This is a genomic window from Streptomyces sp. NPDC057939 (assembly GCF_042887545.1).
Lineage (GTDB): Bacteria > Actinomycetota > Actinomycetes > Streptomycetales > Streptomycetaceae > Streptomyces.
Window position 1 is genome coordinate 217,579 of sequence record NZ_JBHVPG010000002.1, and the last position, 16,626, is coordinate 234,204.

Sequence of the window (16,626 nt, forward strand, 5' to 3'; positions counted from 1 at the left end):
GCCCGTGGCCGACGACCTTTTCAAAGCCTTGGCCGACCCCACCCGCCGCACCATCCTCGACGAGCTCACCGAGAAGTCCGGGCAGACCCTGTTCGAGATCTGCGCACGGCTGAGCATGAAGCACCGGCTCGGCATCTCGCGCCAGGGCGTCTCCCAGCACCTCGCCCTGCTGGAGGCGGCGGGGCTCGTCGAAACCAGACGGGAGGGGCGGTACAAGTTCCACGACCTGAACACGGCGCCGCTGCGGCGGATCGCCGAACGATGGCCCCTGCCCGACACCCCCGGACCTGCGGAGAGCACCCCATGAAGATCCACCTGACCAGCGTCTTCGTCGACGACCAGGCCGAGGCCCTGCGGTTCTACACCGAGATCCTCGGGTTCGTGAAGAAGTACGACATTCCGTGCGGCGAGCAGGACCGGTGGCTGACGGTCGTCTCGCCCGAGGAGCCCGGCGGCACCGAACTGCTCCTGGAGCCGTCCGGCCACCCGGCCGTGAAGCCGTACCGCGACGCGCTCGTCGCGGACGGCATCCCGCTCGCCCAGTTCGCCGTCGAGGACGTGACGGCCGAGTTCGAGCGGCTGACCGCGCTCGGCGTCCGCTTCACGCAGGAGCCCCTGGAGATGGGGCCCACCACCACCGCCGTCTTCGACGACACCTGCGGCAACCTGATCCAGATCTCCACGAAGCCGCAGTAGACCCGTGCGCCTTCCATCCGACCCCGCGCCCCTCACGCCCGCCCACCTGGCCGCCTGGCGGGCGGAGGTCTCGGCGAGCCTGTCCGCCGTGACGCGCGGCTTCGAGCAGAAATACGGCTACGGCCCGGGGGAGAACGCGATCCACCCACCGGAGGCGGCGGACCGGGCGGCGGCGGCGCGGCTCGCCGCGGAAGCCCCGGCCTTCGCCGAGCTCGCGCTGTACTTCGGCGAGATCGGCGCCGTGACCATGAGCGACGTCGGCAACGCGTACTTCCTCCACGCCGGCGCCCGGGCGGTGCGGGAACGCGTGGCGCTGCCCGAGGCCGGTGAAGCCGTGGACGCCGTACTGATCGGCTCCGACGGCGGCGGGATCCTGTACGCGGTCGGCGCGGACGGGGCCGTGTGGCGCTCCCTGGCCGCTTCCGAGGAGTGCGGTTTCGACCGGATCACGGACGGTCTCATGGAGTTCCTCGACCTCCTGCGGCGCTCGGTCGACCGCTTCAACCGGACCGGACAGCCCGGTTTCGTGTAGGCCGCCGTTCCCCGACAGCTCCCGGGCCGCCCCGCGGGGGCTGCGGGCATCCGCGCCCGACCGCGCGGAAGGGGGCGCCCACCCGGTCCCGGGCGGGCGCCCCCTTCGTACGGGAGACCCTCTCGCCCCGCCTCCCGGCGGGCCCTCAGCGCCTGCCGCCGCGCAGCCGGGTGAGCATCCGACGGGCCGCCGCCCGCTTCCCCGGATCGGCCGCGGCCCGGCGGGCCGAGGCGATGGTCCGCTGCCCCTGCGGGCTACGACTGAACTCCTTGATCTTCGCGAACAGTCCGGCCATGGCTCCTCCAGAGCGTCATCCTGCGCAACGTCCCTGGGCGGATACCCCGCCCACGCGTCTTGAACCGGTGTCACCAGGCAGGATCACAGGGTCCGTTGGGCTCGGCGGCCGTTCGCCGCCGGCGCCTCCGCCGGAGTTTTGAAACAAACTGTTGACGCGACCCTATCGGGACGGCCCGCGCGGGCGCACCATCCGGATACGAACCCGTACGTATCCGAACGTGCCTGACGATCCGTGAGTCCGCAGGAGCGCCCCGCGCCATTCCGTCGGGAGGTAGCACGACATGGACCCGCTCAGCGAATGTCCCGGCACCACCGCACCGGCACCAGAGGCTGCACAGGCCGTACGCCACGCACAGGCCGCACACCGCACCCAGGCCGTACACCACGGACAGACCGCACGCCCCCCGCAGGCCGCCCCCGCGGCGGCTCCGCCCCCGGAACCCGGTCGCCGCCGGGTGTTGGCCGGCCTCGGCATGGCGGCCGCGAGTCCCTTCGTGCTCGGAGCGGGGCGGACCGCCCCGAGGGAGGATCCGGCCGGCGCCGGTGGCCCCACCGGCCGGACCACCGTCCTGCGCAACGCCGCGCTGGTGCTCACCATGGACCCCGCCCTGGGCGAGGGACCGCTGGGCGCGGTGGAGGGGGCGGACCTCCTGATGCGGGGCGGGGTCGTGGCGGCGGTCGGACGGCGGCTCGCGCTACCGGCCGGGGCCAGGGTCATCGACGCTTCCGGCCGCATGCTGATGCCTGGTTTCGTCGACGTCCACACCCACCTCTGGCAGTCCTCGATGCGGGGTGGCTGCACGGGCCGCGACCTCTTCGGCTGGCTGGCCGAATGCAACAGGCCGACGTTCTCCCGGATCCCGGCGGACGACATGTACCGGTTCGTCCGCCTGGCGGCCCTGGACACCGTCCAGTCCGGTGTGACCACCCTGGTGGACTGGGTGGACGCCCTCCCGTACGAGGCCACCGAGCAGTACGTGCGGGCACTGGCCGAAACCGGCGTGCGCTTCACGTACGCCATGTTCCAGGCGGAGGCGCGGTCCTCCCTCCTGACCCGGGTGAAGAAGGAGCTCATCGACCCGCTGCCCCTGGCCTCGGCGCAGGTCGCCACGCACGCGGCGCGGGCCCTGGAAGGGCTCAACCGGGCCCATTGGGAGATCGCCCAGGACCTCGGCGTCATGCTCAACAGCCACGTCCTGGAACGGGCCGAGCAACGCGCGGACGATCCGGTCGGAGTGCTCACCGGCATGGGGGCCTTCGGTCCCCGACTGCTGATGAACCACGCGATCCACCTCACCGACGACGAGGTCGCCGCCGTCGCGGCGCACGACGTCCGCGCCGCGCACTGCCCGTTGAGCAACATGCGGCTGGCCTCGGGGGTCATGCGGCTTCCCGACCTGGGGCGCCGGGGCGTCAAGGTCGGGTTGGGGCAGGACGGCGGAACGAACGACTCCAGCGACTTCTTCGCCCTGATGAAGAGCGCCGTCGGCCTCCAGCGGGCACGCTCACTGGACGCGTCGGTGTTCCCCCAGGTCCAGGACGTGCTGCGGGCCGCGACGCTCGGTGGCGCCGAGGCGATCGGGGAGGCCGACCGGGTCGGGTCACTGACGCCGGGCAAGCGGGCCGACGTCATCGTGCTCGATCCCGGCGCGCTGAACTTCGCCCCGCGCTTCGACCTGGTCGGCCAGATCGTCTTCAACGGCCGTCCGGAGAACGTCGAGGCGGTCTTCGTGGACGGCCGCCCGCTCAAGCTCGGCGGCCGGCTCGTCGACGTCGACACCGAACGCGTCGTCCGGGAGGCGGAAGCCGCCGCGGCCCGGCTGCGTGCCACCGCCCCCGCCGGCCGGCGCGGGTAGGACGCGGCCGGCGTCATCGTCGGCAGGAAAATCCGGTGATCGGATGTCCGGTCGCCGGATATCCTGCCTGCTCCCGCACCGGCAACGGAGGTCCTCCAGCATGAGCAGCACGCCGTCCTTCCCCGATCGGATCGAGCTGACCGGGGAGGGCCTGGTCCTGCGCGACTGGACGGAGGCAGACCTGGCCGCGATGCCCGAGCTGTTCGACCACCCCGACATCGCGTACTGGACCCCGATCGTCTCCCCCTTCGACGACGAGGCCGCCCGCACCCGCCTGGACCGGGCCCGGAAGCTGCGTACGGAGGGGACGGCCCTCCTACTCGCCATCACCGTCGACGGCGGCCCCGCGCTCGGCGAGATCATGCTGAAGCGCGCCCCGGAGGGAACCGAGCTCGGCTACGCCGTCGGCCCGGCCCACCGGGGGCAGGGTCTGGCCGCCCGGGCAGTACGGGTGATGGCCGCGTATGCCTTCGCTCAGCTGGACGTGGCGCAGGTGATCCTGGAGCTGGAGGCCGAGAACGCCTCCAGCGTCGGCGTGGCCACGCGGGCCGGATTCCGGCTCCTCGACGTCCCGTTGATCAAGGGCGAGGAGAAGGGCCGGCCGTACGTGCTCCAGACCTGGGGCCTCGACCGCCCCTGACGCCCGCTCCCGAAGCGCCCGCCCCCGATACGGTCGCCCCGGGCGGCCGGCGCCGGGGCGGCAGTGAAGACGCGTGGAGACTGCCCGGTCCCGGCATGGCCGGGCACGATCACCATCGACGACCATGGGACACCTGCGTACCGGACGACGTTCACGTCCGGACCTCGACCGATGGAAGCGGAGTGGTCCCATGGCATGGCTGGTGGCAACGGGCATGGTCGTGGGGCTGGCGGCGGTCGTCCTGGGGATCATGGCGCTCCGCACGGGGTGGATCCTCCCCACGGCACGTCACCACGTCACCAGGCCCCCGCTGCACGGCCTCGGCGCCGTCCTCGCGGGAGCCTCCCCCCTGCTCCAGGGGCTCCACCACTTCGGTCTGCTGCCGGGCCTGTCCTGGGAGGTCCGCTTCTTCGGCGGCAACGCCCTGCTGCTCTCCGGCATGCTGCTGATCGCCCTCGCCCAACTGCTGCCGCCGCGGAGCGACCCCGCGCAGCGGGTCGCCGGCCCGACCGGTACGTGATCCAGCACCCCGGCGGCCGGTGGGCCCGGGACACGAAGGCTTGCTCTGCACTGGCTCCGCGCGACCGTTATCGTCGGTTCATGGACATGGTCGACCCGACGGTCCCGGCGGACCCCGCGGACCCGGACGATGCCGCCCGGCGGCTCCGGGACACCGCCGAGGAGCTCCAGCTGGTGGTGAGCCTGATGGGGCGGCACCTGCGCATGGCATCCGCCGGGAGCGGCGTGACCTTGGGGCAGGTATCGGTCCTCAAGCGCCTCGACCGCGAGGGGCCCCGTACGATCACCGATCTGGCCCGGGCCGAGAAGGTCCGCCCGCAGTCCCTGAACGCGACGGTCGGCGCGCTCCAGGCCGGCGGATACGTCGAGCGTGCCGCGCACCCCACCGACGGCCGTCGCAAGGTGATCGCCCTGACGGACCGGGGACGCCACGCCGTGGCGGAACGCCAGGAGGCGGGCCGCGGCCGGCTGGCCGACCTGATGGCCCGCCGCCTCGCCCCGGCCGAACAGCGGACCGTCGCCGAGGCCGTACCGCTCCTGCGGCGGCTCGCCGAAGCCTGAGCCCGGGCCGGACCGGCCCACGCCCCCACCCGCACGCGTTCCCCGCCCGGACCCACGTCGGAAGGACACCCCGCAGCCATGAGCGATGCCCTGGCACTCAAGGACGACACCGCGCTGGTCCTCATCGACCTGCAGAACGGCATCCTGGCCCTGCCCACCACCAGGCCCTCGGAGGAAATCCTGCGCAAGGGCGTCCGGCTCGCCGAGGCCTTCCGGGCCCGCAGGCTTCCGGTGGTCCTGGTCAAGGTGGCGTGGTCGCCCGACGGCGGCGACCTGCCCACCCTCGAAGTGGACCGCCCCGGCCCCGCCGCCGCGCCGCCCGCGGCGTTCTCCGAGATCCCCGCCGAACTCGCCGCCCTGGCGGACGTCGTCGTCACCAAGCGGCACTGGGGCGCCTTCACCGGGACCGAGCTCGACCTGCAGCTGCGCCGCCGCGGCATCCACCGCATCGTGCTGGGCGGCATCTCGACCAGTATCGGCGTCGAATCCACCGCCCGCACGGCCTGGGAACACAGCTACCGCCTCGTCTTCGCCGAGGACGCCACCACCGACACCGACGCCGAGGCGCACGCCCACAGCTTCGGCCGGATCTTCCCCCGCATCGGCAAAGTCAGCACCACGGACGAGATCGTCGCCGCCCTGGGAAGCCAGGGCCTGTCGGAGCCCCGCCGTCGGTAGGGCCGCGCGCACCGAGCGGAAGCCTCGCGAGGTGCGGCGTACGCTGAATGGGACGCCGCACACCTCACGCCTCCGGGACCGGCCCGCCACGAGCACCTGGTACTCCGTGCGGTGCGCGCACGCCGCGCACGACCCAGGGAGGCGGCGCGTGACCGATCCGTTCGGCTTCCTCAGGATCCCCCGCGAGCCCGTCCAGGCGCGCCCCGTCGAGGAGCGGCTGCGCGATTGGCGCGAGGTCCACGCGGGACAGGCGCTGCTGCCGCTCGTCTCCCGCCAGGCCGATCGCTGCATGGACTGCGGGATCCCCTTCTGCCACGTCGGCTGCCCGCTGGGGAACCTCGTACCGGAGTGGAACGCCTTCGCCGCACACGGCGACTGGGCCGCCGCGTACGAGAGGTTGCACGCCACCAACAACTTCCCGGAGTTCACCGGCCGGCTCTGCCCGGCCCCCTGCGAGGACGCCTGCGTCCTGACCATCAACTCCGATCCGGTGACGATCAAGAACGTCGAGCAGGCGATAGCCGACGAGGGGCTGCGCCGCGGCCGGATGGCGCCCCGCCCGCCGGAGCGGCACAGCGGCCGGACGGTGGCCGTCGTGGGGTCCGGGCCGGCCGGACTGGCCGCCGCGCAGCAACTGACGCGGGCCGGTCACTCCGTCGTCGTCCACGAGCGGGCCGACCGGATCGGCGGGCTGCTGCGCTACGGCATCCCCGAGTTCAAGATGGAGAAGCGGCACCTGGACCGGCGGATCGAGCAGATGCGGGGCGAGGGCACGGCCTTCGTCACGGGATCGGACGTCGGCGGGGCGGTGTGCGCCGCCGACCTGCGGAGCGGGTACGAGGCGCTGGTCGTCGCCGTCGGGGCGGGCGAGCGCAGGGAGCTGCCGGTTCCGGGGCGGGAGCTGGACGGGATCCACCAGGCGATGGACTACCTGACCCTCGCCAACCGGGTCCGGGAGGGCGACCTGGCGGCATCGCGGGTCACCGCGGAGGGTCGGCACGTGGTGGTCGTCGGTGGTGGAGACACGGCCTCGGACTGCCTGGGCACGGCGCTGCGGCAGGGCGCACTCTCCGTGGTCCAGTTGGACATCAATCCGGAACCCGGGCCCGCCCGTGCGGACGGCGAGCCCTGGCCGATGTACCCGAGGGTGTACCGGATCTCCCACGCGCACGCCGAGGCGCGCGGGCTGGCCGGGTACGATCCCCGGCTCTTCGCCAGCGCCACCCTGTGCTTCGAGGGGGACGCCTCGGGTCGGGTACGGTCCCTGCACCTGAGCTCCGTGGAACCGGAGGGCCGCACGCCCGTGACCGGCACGGAGCGGGTGCTGCCCGCCGGGCTGGTCCTGCTGGCGCTGGGCTTCTCCGGTCCGGAGCGGGCGGGCGCCCTGCGGGAGCAGTTGGGGCTGGAGTGGGACGCGAGCGGCAACTTCGCCCGCGACGCCGGTTTCGCGGCCGCCGGCGGGCGGGCCCCCGGAGTGTTCGTCGCGGGCGACGCGGGCCGGGGGCAGTCCCTGGTGGTGTGGGCCATCGCGGAGGGCCGGGCGGCGGCCGCGGCGGTCGACCGTTACCTGACCGGCTCCACCTGTCTTCCGGCGCCGGTCGCCGCCCACGACCGACCGATGACCGCCCTGGGGCGGATGCGCTACGGGACCGAATAGGCCGATGGGCGGGGCGGTTGCCGGGAGCACCCGCCGGGGGCCCGGACAACCGTCGGGCTCCCCCGGCGCGCCCGGTCAGGTCCGGCGGGAGCCGAGGGTCTCGACGGCGCCGACCATCCGGTCCCAGAAGCGTTCGGTGTCCAGGGCCACCGCGACCCGGGCGTTGACGGGACGGCCCAGGTAGTGGTGGAGGTCCACGACCGTGGCCCCGCGGGTGTGACGGCCGTGCAGTTCGACGGCGACGTTCGCCTCGACGCACTCCACGATCGACGGATCGATGACGCGGGCCACCGCGACGGGGTCGTGGAGCGGCGGGTGCGGCATGCCCCACAGGCGGTTGTAGGCCGACGCGAAGTAGGTGAGCAGCTCGGCGCAGGTGCGTCCCAACTCGGTGCCGAGCGCCTCGAAGCGGGCCAGCACCTCGGGGGTGGCCAGGGCCTGGTGGGTGACGTTCAGGCCGCACATCGTGACGGGCACCCCGCTGCCGAGGACGACGGCCGCGGCCTCCGGGTCGGTGTGGATGTTGAACTCGGCGGCCGGGGTGCGGTTGCCGCGCTCGGTGGAGCCGCCCATCAGCACGATCTCCCGGATCCGGGAGGCGCTGTCGGGGTGGCGGGTCAGCAGCAGGGCGATGTTCGTCAGCGGGGCGGTCGGCACGAGCGTGACGGGCTCGGGATGTTCCAGCAGGATGCGGTGGATGAGGTCCACGGCGTGCTCGGGGACCGCGTCGACCGTGGGCGGCGGGAACCGCGGTCCGTCCAGGCCCGATTCGCCGTGCACGTCGGCGGCGACGGCCAGCGGCTGGACGAGCGGCCGGGCGCAGCCCGCGGCCACGGGAACGTCGGTGATCCCGGCGAGGGTGCACACGCGACGGGCGTTGAGGGTCGTCTTGTCCAGGGTCTGGTTGCCGGCCACGGTGGTGATGGCGAGGAGGTCGACCGCGGGGTCGGCGGCCGCCAGCATGATGGCGAGGGCGTCGTCGTGGCCGGGGTCGCAGTCGATGATCATCGGTACGGGCACGGGCGGGTCCTCCTCTTCGGGGGCAGCTGACGCGCCCAGTCTGCCGCGCACCGGGCTCCACGGCCCGCGCGACGCCGGGGACCTGGCCGAATGTGGCCGCCGTCGGACGGCGGGGGGCCCGTTCGCGTGCGCCTTCCTTAGCGGAACGTTAGATCTGCGCGGCGGACCTTGTCCGTGGGCGACGGCAACCGCATGCTCTGGGCACTCCCCCACCGCCGGGGCGTTCCCCCTCCCCCTCAGGGACTTCCCCCTTGGAGCCGCCATGTCCGCGTCCGCCGTCGTGCCCGAACCGCCCTCGTCCGCGGACGAGCGCAAGAAGCGCCGTCTCGCCCTGATCGGCGGGTCCCTGGGCAACCTCGTCGAGTGGTACGACTGGTTCGTCTACGCGAGTTTCGCGATCTACTTCGCCGACTCCTTCTTCCCCAACGACAATCCGACCACGCAGTTGATGAACACGGCCGGGATCTTCGCCGTCGGATTCCTGATGCGTCCCGTCGGCGGGTGGGTCCTCGGCCGCGCGGCCGACCGGCACGGCCGCAAGAGCGCCCTCACCCTCACGGTCACGATGATGTCGGTGGCCGCCCTGCTGATCGCCGTGGCCCCGACCTACGGCCAGGCGGGCTACTTCGGCGCCCTGGTGCTGCTGCTCGCCCGGCTGCTCCAGGGGATGAGCATCGGCGGCGAGTACGCGGCCAGCGCCACCTACCTGACGGAGGCGTCGGCCCGGAACCGGCGCGGGCTGGGTTCGTCGTTCCAGTACGTGTCGATGACGTGCGGCCAGCTCCTCGGCCTGGGCATCCTGATCACGATGCAGCACACCCTCACCACGGCCCAGTTGGAGAGCTGGGGCTGGCGGATCCCGTTCCTGCTCGGGGCCCTGTTCGCCGTGGTCGTCTTCTGGTTGCGGCGGCGGCTCCAGGAGACCGACGCGTTCAAGGAGGAGTCGTCGGGCGACGCCGACCACGACGACAGCACCCGCGGGACGCTGAAGGTCCTGTGGCAGCACCGGCGGCAGGCGGGCCTCGTCATGGCGCTCACCCTCGGCGGGACCGTCGCCTACTACACGTACACCACGTACCTCACCAAGTACCTCGTGGGCAGCGCCGGCATGCCGAAGACCACCGCGACCCTGGTCAGCTTCACCGCCCTCGCCCTCTTCGCGGTGCTGCAACCCTTCGCCGGCATGCTGTCGGACCGGATCGGCCGCCGGCCGCTGCTGATCACCTTCGCGGTGGGCTGCACCGTGGGCACCTACCCGATCATGACCGCCCTGGGGTCGGCGTCCTCGTACTGGTCCGCGCTGGGGCTGTCCCTGCTGGCCCTGGTGATCGTCACCGGCTACACCTCGATCAACGCGGCGGTCAAGGCGGAGCTGTTCCCCACCCGGGTGCGCGCCCTGGGCGTGGCGCTGCCGTACGCGATCGCCAACGCGCTGTTCGGCGGCACCGCGGAGTACGTGGCCCTGTGGTTCAAGAGCAGTGGCCACGAGAGCATGTTCTTCTGGTACGTCTCCGGGTGCGCGCTGGTCTCCCTCGTCACCTACGTGCTGATGCCGGACACCCGCAACACCGCGCTCAGCCGCGCCGAGGCCGAGGCGGACGCGGCCGCCGAGGGCGCGGCCCGACCGGCGGCGGACCCGGCCGCGGCCGCGCGCTGAACCGGCCCCGGTGACCGGGGGCGGCCGCTCCCGTAGGCTGCTGCCCCCGGTCACGCGTCACGAGGGAACTGTCCATGCACGCTCTGCTCGTCGAGGACGACGACCGCATGGCCCACGCCCTCGGCACCGCCCTCGCCCAGCGCGGACACAGCGTCCGCCGGGTGGGTCGGGCCCTGGACGCCCTGCGGCACGTGCACGAGGCCGAGTTCGTCCTCCTCGACCTGGGGCTGCCCGACCTCGACGGGCTGGAACTCCTGCGCCGGCTGCGGACGGTCTGCGACGCCCCGCTGATCGTGGTCACAGCGCGCTGCGAGGAGCGGGACATCGTGCAGGGGCTCCGGGCGGGCGCCGACGACTACGTCGTCAAGCCGTTCCGGATGGCCGAGCTGATGGCCCGCGTCGACAGCGTCCGCCGCCGTTCGGCCGCCCGTTCCGGCTTCTCCGGTCCCGCCGGTGGGGCCGCCGTCGCGGGCGGCGACCGGATCGTCCACAGCGGGGACGTGGCGGTCGACCTGGCGCGACGCACGGTCACCGTGGCGGGCGCCGAGGTCCGACTGACGCGCAGGGAGTTCGACGTCCTCGCCTTCCTGGCCGAGCGCCCCGACGAGGTCCATCCCCGCGAGGAGATCCTGGACCGGATCTGGGGCGACGCCTTCCTCGGGGTCTCCCGTTCCCTCGACGTCCACGTGGCGGGGATCCGGGCCAAGACCGGCCGCTCCCGACTGGTCCGCACCGTGCGCGGCTTCGGCTACCAGCTCGGCACCCCGCCCGCCGGGGGCGGACCCCGGATCGATGCCCCCCTGCCCGACGTCGCCGGTCCGGGCGGCGGCGCCCGATGAGGCGGCGGCTCCTCGCGGTGCTGATGGTCCTCATGGGCGCCGCGGCGCTGCTGCTGTGCGTGCCACTGGCCGACGCCTACGCCCGGGGCCGGACCGAGCACCTGCTCCTTCAGCGGCGCTCCGAGGCGGTGCGGTTCGCCGATCTCGCCGAGCGGATGCGGACGGACGCCGACCGGGCGGAGCTGTCGGCCGAGATCGGCCGGTACGCCCAGCTGTACGGTGCCGGGGTCGTCGTGGTCGACACGACGGGGACGCCGGTCGCCCGGGCCGGGGCCCGGGCCGACGCCGCCGCCGGGGCGGTGGAAGACCGTGACCGTGCGCTCACCGGCCGGTCCACCGACCGGCTCCCCACGCTGCGTCCCTGGGGACCGGGCGGGGTCGTGCTGGCCGAGCCGGTGGGTAGGGACGAGCGGGTCAGCGGCGCCGTCCTGATGGCGTTGCCCACGGACACGGCCAGGCGGGACGTCGCCGTCCGCTGGGCGCTGATCGGCGCCGGGGCACTGGCCGCCTTCACCGCCGCGGCCCTCGTCGCGGCCGGGATCACGCGGTGGTTGCTGCGGCCGGTCCTCGACCTGGACCGGGCCGTGGAGGGGCTCGCGGCGGGAAGCCTGCGCGCCCGGGCGGTGTCCGCGGCGGGGCCGCCGGAACTCCGCCGGCTGCGGCTGCACTTCAACGCGATGGCGGAGGCGATGGCCGACTCGATCGGCCGGCAGCGCGACTTCGTGGCCGACGCCTCGCACCAACTGCGCAATCCGTTGGCCACCCTGGTGCTCCAGTTGGAGAACGTGGAACCGTACGTCGCGCCGGGCCCCGGTCTGGCCGAACACGCGCGGGCCCTGGACGAGGCGGAGCGCCTGGAGGAACTCCTCGACGGGCTGCTGGCCCTCGCCCGGGTGGAGTCCGGCACGGCGGAGCTGCGCGAGCAGGACGTGGCCGCGGCGGTGCGCGACCGGGTGCGGGCCTGGGCGCCGGTGTTCACGGGGGCCGGGCTGGAACTGGGGTGCGCCTGCCCTCCGGAGGGGCTGCGGGCCCGCGCGCTGCCCGATGCCGCCGGCCGGGTCCTGGACGCGCTCCTCGACAACGCCGTGAAGTTCGTACCGGCCGGCGGCCGCGTCGAGGTGGACGTCACGCGGGAGGACGACGACACGGTCCTCGTCCGGGTCCGCGACGACGGCCCGGGGGTGCCGCCCGAGCAACAGGACGTGCTGCTGCGGCGTTTCGGCCGGTCCCCCGACCACCAGAACGTCCGGGGCAGCGGGCTGGGGCTGGCCATCGCCGAGGAGATCGCCCGTATCAGCGGAGGCCGGCTCGACGTGGCCGGCAACCAGCCGCGCGGGCTGCTGACCGAGCTCCGACTACCGCCCGCGTGAACCGCCCGGACGGGCCCGGGCCGGCTCAGCCGTACACCGAGCGGTAGTAGGACGCCGCGCCGGGATGGAGGGGAACCGCTCCGGTCGAAATCGCGAACCGGGGTTCCAACCGCGCCCCGGCCGTCACCTCCCGCAGCAGGTCCCGCCACCGGTCGAACACCACCCGCAGCACGTCCCGCACCGCGCCGGCCGGCAGGTCGGCGCGGGCCAGGAGGTAGTTGCCGACGCCGATGGTCCCGACCGGCCCCGTCAGTCCGTACGCCCCGGACGGAAGGGTGACCGCCGTGTACACGGGGCCGTGGCGCTCCCGCAAAGCGTCGACGTGGCCGTCCAGCGGCAGGAAGCGGACGGGGCGTTCCCGGGTCAGTTCCGACAGGGCCGGGGTGGGCACGCCACCGGACCAGAACAGCGCGTCGACCGTGCCCTCGCGCAGCGCCGCCACCGATTCGCCGAGGCCCAGTTCCCGTTCCCGCGCCCCGGGGACGTCCGTGCCCACCCCGGCCGCCCGGAGCACCCGGCCCGCGACCACCCGCACCCCCGACCCGGCGGCGCCGGCCGCGACCGGGCGTCCCGCGAGCTGCTCCACCGAGCGGACCGGCCCGTCGCCGGGGACGAGGAGGTGCGTGTAGTTCACGTAGACCCGGGCGAGCGCGGTCACCGGGACGGGCCGGGCGAACGGCTCCCGCCCCAGGACCGCGTCCTCGGAGGCATCGGCCATGGCCAGCGCCAGATCGACGGTGCCGTCCTCCAGCTTCCGCAGGTTGTCGACGCTGGCGGCGGTGCTCACGGGCGCGATCCGCGTCCCTGCTCCGCTCGCGGCGACGGCCCGGGCCAGTGCCTCGCCGAAGGCGTTGTACGGGCCGCCCGGCGGGCCCGTCGCGAGCCGCAGCCGCTGCTCCGGTCCGGAGCCGGCCGTGCATCCGGCCAGCGCGGCGGCGACCGCCCCGACGCCCGCGCCCAGTACCTGCCGGCGGCCGGGCTGTGCTCTGTTCACGGCGCCAGCGTAGGCGCTGCCGGCGGGCCCGCGGCGGCCCCCGGGGAGGGGGCGGCGGGCCCCGCGCGAGGAGACGTACCGGAAGTAACGCGCGGGATCCGAACGAACCGCCCCCGCCCGTGGGCGGTTTCCGGCCCCGGGGTGGCCTGGATCGGCGTTTCGCGACCGCTGGGCGGACACATACGTTCCGTTCTGGGCGCTCCCGGCGGGGGACGTCACGGGACCGTCCCGCCACGGCGTGCGCTCCCGAGGACACCCTGCCGTGCGACCGCGGCGTCGGATCGGTGGGGGTCCGGCACGAACGAGACGGAGGAGCCTCCCATGGCTGTCGAAGGCCAGGACCACACCCGCGTGAGCGGCCCCGCGCCGGCGGGTGCGGGTACGGGCCCGGTCACCGTCGAGGCCTTCTTCTGGTACGCGGACTCGCATTCGTTCGAGCTCCAGCCGGCCCTCGACGCCTGGCGGCGCGCGAACGCCGACCGCATCGCGTTCCGGTGGATCCCCGCGGACTTCGACCGCACGGCGGGCAGCCGCCAGAACTTCAAGCCGCAGCAGCGCCTGTACTTCGCCCTGGAGGCCCTGGGCGCCCCCGGCTGGCACGAACGCGCCTTCACCGCCATCCATCGGGAGCGCGAGTACCTCAACACCGACGAGGCGATCCTCGTCTGGGCGTCGGAACAGGGCGTGGACCCGGCCGCCTTCGCCGCCGCGTTCGCCTCGGCCGAGGTGGACTCGCGGACCCGGCAGGCCGACGAGGCGCTCCGGGCGTACGGCATCCAGGGCGTGCCGGCGCTGGTGGTCGACGGCCGTTTCCTGACCGGGCCGGGGATGCTCCGGGAGACCTCGGCGGGGTTCCCGGAGACGCTGGCCGTCCTCGACCGGCTGGTGGCGCGGGCGCGGACCGGGCGCGGCGGGGCCGCCGGGCGGGCCCATCCGGTCGGACCTCGTTCAGGGGCCTGAAGCGGGCGGGCGGCGCCGCGGCCCCGGTCGGCCGCGCCCCCGTCCCCGCCCCCGTGCGTCGCGCCCGGGGCCGCCCGCCCGGTTCAGGCGGCGGGCTTGGGGCGGGTGGTGCCGGGAAGGCAGGTGACCGCCCGGTTGAAGGTCTCGAAAGTGCCGGCGGGGTTCTTCTTCCACAGCCACAGGTGCAGCGCGTAGTGGACCGGCTGGCCGGGGAAGTTCCCGCGCTGGGGGCCCTTGAAGGGGGTGCCGAACAGCGTCGGGCGGTCGTCGTCCGTCGTCACGTCCTGATCCCGGTCGAAGACCGTCCACTGGACCCCGATGAGGCGCTTGCCTCCGCGCCCGTCGTCCTCGTAGAACAGCGCGGCGGGCTTCGCCGGGTCGATGGAGTTGTCGTGGCCGTGGTTGAAGTGCGGGTAGCCGAGGGCTCCGGCTCCGGCGCGTTCCACGCAGTACTTGTCCGGTACGTAGCCGGCCTTCACCGCGCTCGCGTGCCGCTGGAACGGTGCGGTGGCCCGGTAGGTGGTGGCCCGGTCGGCCGCCGCCCTGGCGGTGTCCACGCCGGTGGCGGCGGGTGCGGCGAAGGCGGCCAGGGTGGCGAACGAGGCGGCCGAGGCGAGGGCGAGGGTGAGGGTTCGGGGCATGTGGGAACTCCTGGGGGCGTCGTCCGAGGAGCGCCGTCCGGTCGGGGCCGTGACGGCGCGCCCCTGCGGCGGGCGGCTGCACGAGCAGCCTTTCCCCGGTCCGGGCGTCCGCCACAGGTTCCGATCGGACGGCTGACGGCCGGTCGGCCGACGCCGGCCGCGGCGGCGCGCCCCGGCAGGCCGGGCCCCCTGCCGCGTCCGCGCGGGGCGGGCCCGGTCCCCGACGGCCCCGTGTGCGGGCGCGGCGGGCTCACTCGAACGAGCCACGGCCCGTTTCGCGGCGGGGCGCCGCAGGGAACCCGTGAGTCGCCGAACGCGAGCAGCACGGAGGGTGATCGGAAATGGCGCAGGAGAATGCGGCACCGAACGGCGGCGAATCGCTGCGCGACATCGTGGCGTCCGTGTCCAGGGGCGCGCCGGAGTACCGGACGTGCCCGCACGCCGTCTACGCGGCCCTGCGCGAGCAGGCCCCGGTGTGCCGTCTGACGCCGCCCCACGGCGTCGACACGTATCTGATCACCCGGTACGACGACGCCCGCGACGCGCTGTCCGACCCCCGCTTCAGCAAGGACCTGCGCGGGGCCCTCGACACCTACCACGCGGTGTACGGCAGCTTCTTCGACGACCTCGACGACAACGTCCTCAACTCGGACCCGCCGCGCCACACGCGGCTGCGCCGCGCCCTGAGGACCGCCTTCAGTCCGCGGCGGGTGGAGGGGATGCGGCCGAGGATCACCGAGATCGCGGAGGGGCTGCTCCGCGCGTGCCCGAAAACGGATCCGGTCGACCTGATCCCCGCGTTCGCGTTCCCGTTCCCCATCACGGTGCTGTGCGAACTGATGGGCATCGCGGAGGAGGACCGTCCGGAGATCCTCGGGCAGTTCGCGGTGGTGACCCGGGCCCGCTTCGATCCCCGGATGGAAGCGGAACTGAGGGCTGCCGAGCAGTGGCTCCAGGCGCGGCTCAACCGACTCATCGCGCACACCCGGGCCCACCCCTCGGACTCCTTCCTCAGCGACCTCATCCGGGCGGAGGACGGGCTGGACGACGCGGAGCTGGTCTCCTCCCTGTGGGTGCTGTTCTTCGCGGGGCACAAGACCACCGCCTTCCAGATCGGGAACTCCGTCCTCGACCTGCTGCTGCGTCCCGACCAGTTGGAGAGGCTGCGGCTGAACCCCGCGCTGATTCCCGGCGCGGTGGAGGAACTCGTCCGCTTCGAGGGTTCCGTGGAGACGTCCACCTTCCGGTACGCGACCGAGGACGCGGAGATCCGGGGCACCGTCATCCCCAAGGGATCCCTCGTGCAGATCGCCATCTCCTCGGCGAACCGGGACCCGGAGCAGTTCGGCGCCCCCGACGTCCTGGACGTGACCCGCGAGGGGATCCAGGGCATGCACCTGGGCTTCGGACACGGCACGCACTACTGCCTGGGCGCGCCCCTGGCGCGGCTCGAACTCGACATCGCGTTGTCCTGCCTCCTGCGGGAGTTCCCGGAGATGGAGCTGGCCGAGTCCGAGGAGGAGGCGCGGGCGGCCCGGTTGAAGGGTCCGGTGGCGGCGTTCCGCGGGCTGGAGAGGCTGCGGCTCGTCCTGGAGCCCGCACCGTCCCCGGCGGACCGTGCGGCCGGGACGCCACCGCGGGTGGCCGGCACGCCGATCGCGCCGGTCGCGCCGGCCGTCGTCGTACCCGGCAACTGACCAGACCCCTCA

18 protein-coding genes are annotated in these 16,626 nt (G+C 74.0%); 14 read left to right on the top strand and 4 right to left on the bottom strand.

Translation table 11 applies throughout. The features are described 5' to 3' along the window. Positions 1–4: 4 nt before the first annotated feature. The 3 genes from ACFVS6_RS03260 to ACFVS6_RS03270 are packed head-to-tail and all read left to right on the top strand — an operon-like array spanning position 5 to position 1,228. Positions 5–307 carry an ArsR/SmtB family transcription factor gene (locus ACFVS6_RS03260; RefSeq protein WP_389700230.1) on the top strand — a complete coding sequence of 101 codons (303 nt, stop codon included), beginning with the start codon at positions 5–7 and terminating at the stop codon, positions 305–307. Next, positions 304–696 carry a VOC family protein gene (locus ACFVS6_RS03265; protein ID WP_389700231.1) on the top strand — a complete coding sequence of 131 codons (393 nt, stop codon included), beginning with the start codon at positions 304–306 and terminating at the stop codon, positions 694–696. The genes ACFVS6_RS03260 and ACFVS6_RS03265 overlap by 4 nt, the downstream gene beginning before the upstream one ends. 4 nt (positions 697–700) lie before the next feature. Continuing rightward, positions 701–1,228, top strand: coding sequence for an SMI1/KNR4 family protein (locus tag ACFVS6_RS03270; protein ID WP_389700232.1), 528 nt, complete (start codon positions 701–703; stop codon positions 1,226–1,228). Between the two features lie 145 nt (positions 1,229–1,373). On the opposite strand, the gene ACFVS6_RS03275 is transcribed toward ACFVS6_RS03270, so the two are convergent. Continuing rightward, positions 1,374–1,523: a hypothetical protein gene (locus tag ACFVS6_RS03275; RefSeq protein ID WP_389700233.1), complete on the bottom strand. Its 150-nt coding sequence runs from the start codon at positions 1,521–1,523 to the stop codon at positions 1,374–1,376. A gap of 283 nt (positions 1,524–1,806) precedes the next feature. Between ACFVS6_RS03275 and ACFVS6_RS03280 the strand changes: the two genes are divergently transcribed. The 6 genes from ACFVS6_RS03280 to ACFVS6_RS03305 all read left to right on the top strand — a co-directional run bounded on the left by ACFVS6_RS03280 (position 1,807) and on the right by ACFVS6_RS03305 (position 7,436). After that, positions 1,807–3,381, top strand: a complete 1,575-nt coding sequence (locus ACFVS6_RS03280) for an amidohydrolase family protein (RefSeq protein WP_389700234.1) — start codon at positions 1,807–1,809, stop codon at positions 3,379–3,381. A gap of 100 nt (positions 3,382–3,481) precedes the next feature. Beyond that, entirely contained in the window at positions 3,482–4,021 is a 540-nt protein-coding gene (locus ACFVS6_RS03285) for a GNAT family N-acetyltransferase (protein WP_389700235.1), read from the top strand. A 190-nt stretch (positions 4,022–4,211) separates the two neighbouring features. Then, positions 4,212–4,541: a hypothetical protein gene (locus tag ACFVS6_RS03290; protein ID WP_389700236.1), complete on the top strand. Its 330-nt coding sequence runs from the start codon at positions 4,212–4,214 to the stop codon at positions 4,539–4,541. 80 nt (positions 4,542–4,621) lie between these two features. Beyond that, positions 4,622–5,101 (top strand): MarR family winged helix-turn-helix transcriptional regulator, encoded by a 480-nt coding sequence (locus ACFVS6_RS03295; RefSeq protein ID WP_389700237.1) that lies wholly within the window; start codon positions 4,622–4,624, stop codon positions 5,099–5,101. Between the two features lie 78 nt (positions 5,102–5,179). After that, positions 5,180–5,779, top strand: a complete 600-nt coding sequence (locus tag ACFVS6_RS03300; RefSeq protein ID WP_389700238.1) for a hydrolase — start codon at positions 5,180–5,182, stop codon at positions 5,777–5,779. A gap of 148 nt (positions 5,780–5,927) precedes the next feature. Next, positions 5,928–7,436 carry a glutamate synthase subunit beta gene (locus tag ACFVS6_RS03305; RefSeq protein WP_389700239.1) on the top strand — a complete coding sequence of 503 codons (1,509 nt, stop codon included), beginning with the start codon at positions 5,928–5,930 and terminating at the stop codon, positions 7,434–7,436. A gap of 75 nt (positions 7,437–7,511) precedes the next feature. On the opposite strand, the gene ACFVS6_RS03310 is transcribed toward ACFVS6_RS03305, so the two are convergent. Further along, positions 7,512–8,456: a nucleoside hydrolase gene (locus tag ACFVS6_RS03310; protein ID WP_389700240.1), complete on the bottom strand. Its 945-nt coding sequence runs from the start codon at positions 8,454–8,456 to the stop codon at positions 7,512–7,514. 262 nt (positions 8,457–8,718) lie between these two features. On the opposite strand from ACFVS6_RS03310, the gene ACFVS6_RS03315 reads away from it, so the two are divergent. The 3 genes from ACFVS6_RS03315 to ACFVS6_RS03325 all read left to right on the top strand — a co-directional run bounded on the left by ACFVS6_RS03315 (position 8,719) and on the right by ACFVS6_RS03325 (position 12,322). Further along, positions 8,719–10,113: an MFS transporter gene (locus ACFVS6_RS03315; RefSeq protein WP_389700241.1), complete on the top strand. Its 1,395-nt coding sequence runs from the start codon at positions 8,719–8,721 to the stop codon at positions 10,111–10,113. Between the two features lie 74 nt (positions 10,114–10,187). Further along, positions 10,188–10,952, top strand: coding sequence for a response regulator transcription factor (locus tag ACFVS6_RS03320; protein WP_389700242.1), 765 nt, complete (start codon positions 10,188–10,190; stop codon positions 10,950–10,952). Further along, positions 10,949–12,322: a sensor histidine kinase gene (locus tag ACFVS6_RS03325; RefSeq protein WP_389700243.1), complete on the top strand. Its 1,374-nt coding sequence runs from the start codon at positions 10,949–10,951 to the stop codon at positions 12,320–12,322. The genes ACFVS6_RS03320 and ACFVS6_RS03325 overlap by 4 nt, the downstream gene beginning before the upstream one ends. A 25-nt stretch (positions 12,323–12,347) precedes the next feature. Here ACFVS6_RS03325 and ACFVS6_RS03330 read toward each other — a convergent pair whose 3' ends face one another. After that, positions 12,348–13,316, bottom strand: a complete 969-nt coding sequence (locus tag ACFVS6_RS03330) for a TAXI family TRAP transporter solute-binding subunit (RefSeq protein ID WP_389700244.1) — start codon at positions 13,314–13,316, stop codon at positions 12,348–12,350. Between the two features lie 321 nt (positions 13,317–13,637). Between ACFVS6_RS03330 and ACFVS6_RS03335 the strand changes: the two genes are divergently transcribed. Further along, entirely contained in the window at positions 13,638–14,276 is a 639-nt protein-coding gene (locus ACFVS6_RS03335; protein ID WP_389700245.1) for a thiol:disulfide interchange protein DsbA/DsbL, read from the top strand. 83 nt (positions 14,277–14,359) lie between these two features. Here ACFVS6_RS03335 and ACFVS6_RS03340 read toward each other — a convergent pair whose 3' ends face one another. Then, entirely contained in the window at positions 14,360–14,917 is a 558-nt protein-coding gene (locus ACFVS6_RS03340; protein ID WP_389700246.1) for a hypothetical protein, read from the bottom strand. A 341-nt stretch (positions 14,918–15,258) separates the two neighbouring features. Between ACFVS6_RS03340 and ACFVS6_RS03345 the strand changes: the two genes are divergently transcribed. Next, on the top strand, positions 15,259–16,614 hold the full coding sequence (locus ACFVS6_RS03345; protein ID WP_389700247.1) for a cytochrome P450: 1,356 nt from the start codon (positions 15,259–15,261) through the stop codon (positions 16,612–16,614). The last annotated feature ends 12 nt before the right edge of the window (positions 16,615–16,626 follow it).

Excerpts from the sequence above, each read along its gene's own strand:
- ACFVS6_RS03265 (WP_389700231.1), top strand. The coding sequence starts at position 304 with ATGAAGATCCACCTGACCAGCGTCTTCGTCGACGACCAGGCCGAGGCC.
- ACFVS6_RS03275 (WP_389700233.1), bottom strand. The coding sequence starts at position 1,523 with ATGGCCGGACTGTTCGCGAAGATCAAGGAGTTCAGTCGTAGCCCGCAG.
- ACFVS6_RS03280 (WP_389700234.1), top strand. The coding sequence starts at position 1,807 with ATGGACCCGCTCAGCGAATGTCCCGGCACCACCGCACCGGCACCAGAG.
- ACFVS6_RS03285 (WP_389700235.1), top strand. The coding sequence starts at position 3,482 with ATGAGCAGCACGCCGTCCTTCCCCGATCGGATCGAGCTGACCGGGGAG.
- ACFVS6_RS03290 (WP_389700236.1), top strand. The coding sequence starts at position 4,212 with ATGGCATGGCTGGTGGCAACGGGCATGGTCGTGGGGCTGGCGGCGGTC.
- ACFVS6_RS03295 (WP_389700237.1), top strand. The coding sequence starts at position 4,622 with ATGGACATGGTCGACCCGACGGTCCCGGCGGACCCCGCGGACCCGGAC.
- ACFVS6_RS03300 (WP_389700238.1), top strand. The coding sequence starts at position 5,180 with ATGAGCGATGCCCTGGCACTCAAGGACGACACCGCGCTGGTCCTCATC.
- ACFVS6_RS03315 (WP_389700241.1), top strand. The coding sequence starts at position 8,719 with ATGTCCGCGTCCGCCGTCGTGCCCGAACCGCCCTCGTCCGCGGACGAG.
- ACFVS6_RS03320 (WP_389700242.1), top strand. The coding sequence starts at position 10,188 with ATGCACGCTCTGCTCGTCGAGGACGACGACCGCATGGCCCACGCCCTC.
- ACFVS6_RS03325 (WP_389700243.1), top strand. The coding sequence starts at position 10,949 with ATGAGGCGGCGGCTCCTCGCGGTGCTGATGGTCCTCATGGGCGCCGCG.
- ACFVS6_RS03335 (WP_389700245.1), top strand. The coding sequence starts at position 13,638 with ATGGCTGTCGAAGGCCAGGACCACACCCGCGTGAGCGGCCCCGCGCCG.
- ACFVS6_RS03340 (WP_389700246.1), bottom strand. The coding sequence starts at position 14,917 with ATGCCCCGAACCCTCACCCTCGCCCTCGCCTCGGCCGCCTCGTTCGCC.
- ACFVS6_RS03345 (WP_389700247.1), top strand. The coding sequence starts at position 15,259 with ATGGCGCAGGAGAATGCGGCACCGAACGGCGGCGAATCGCTGCGCGAC.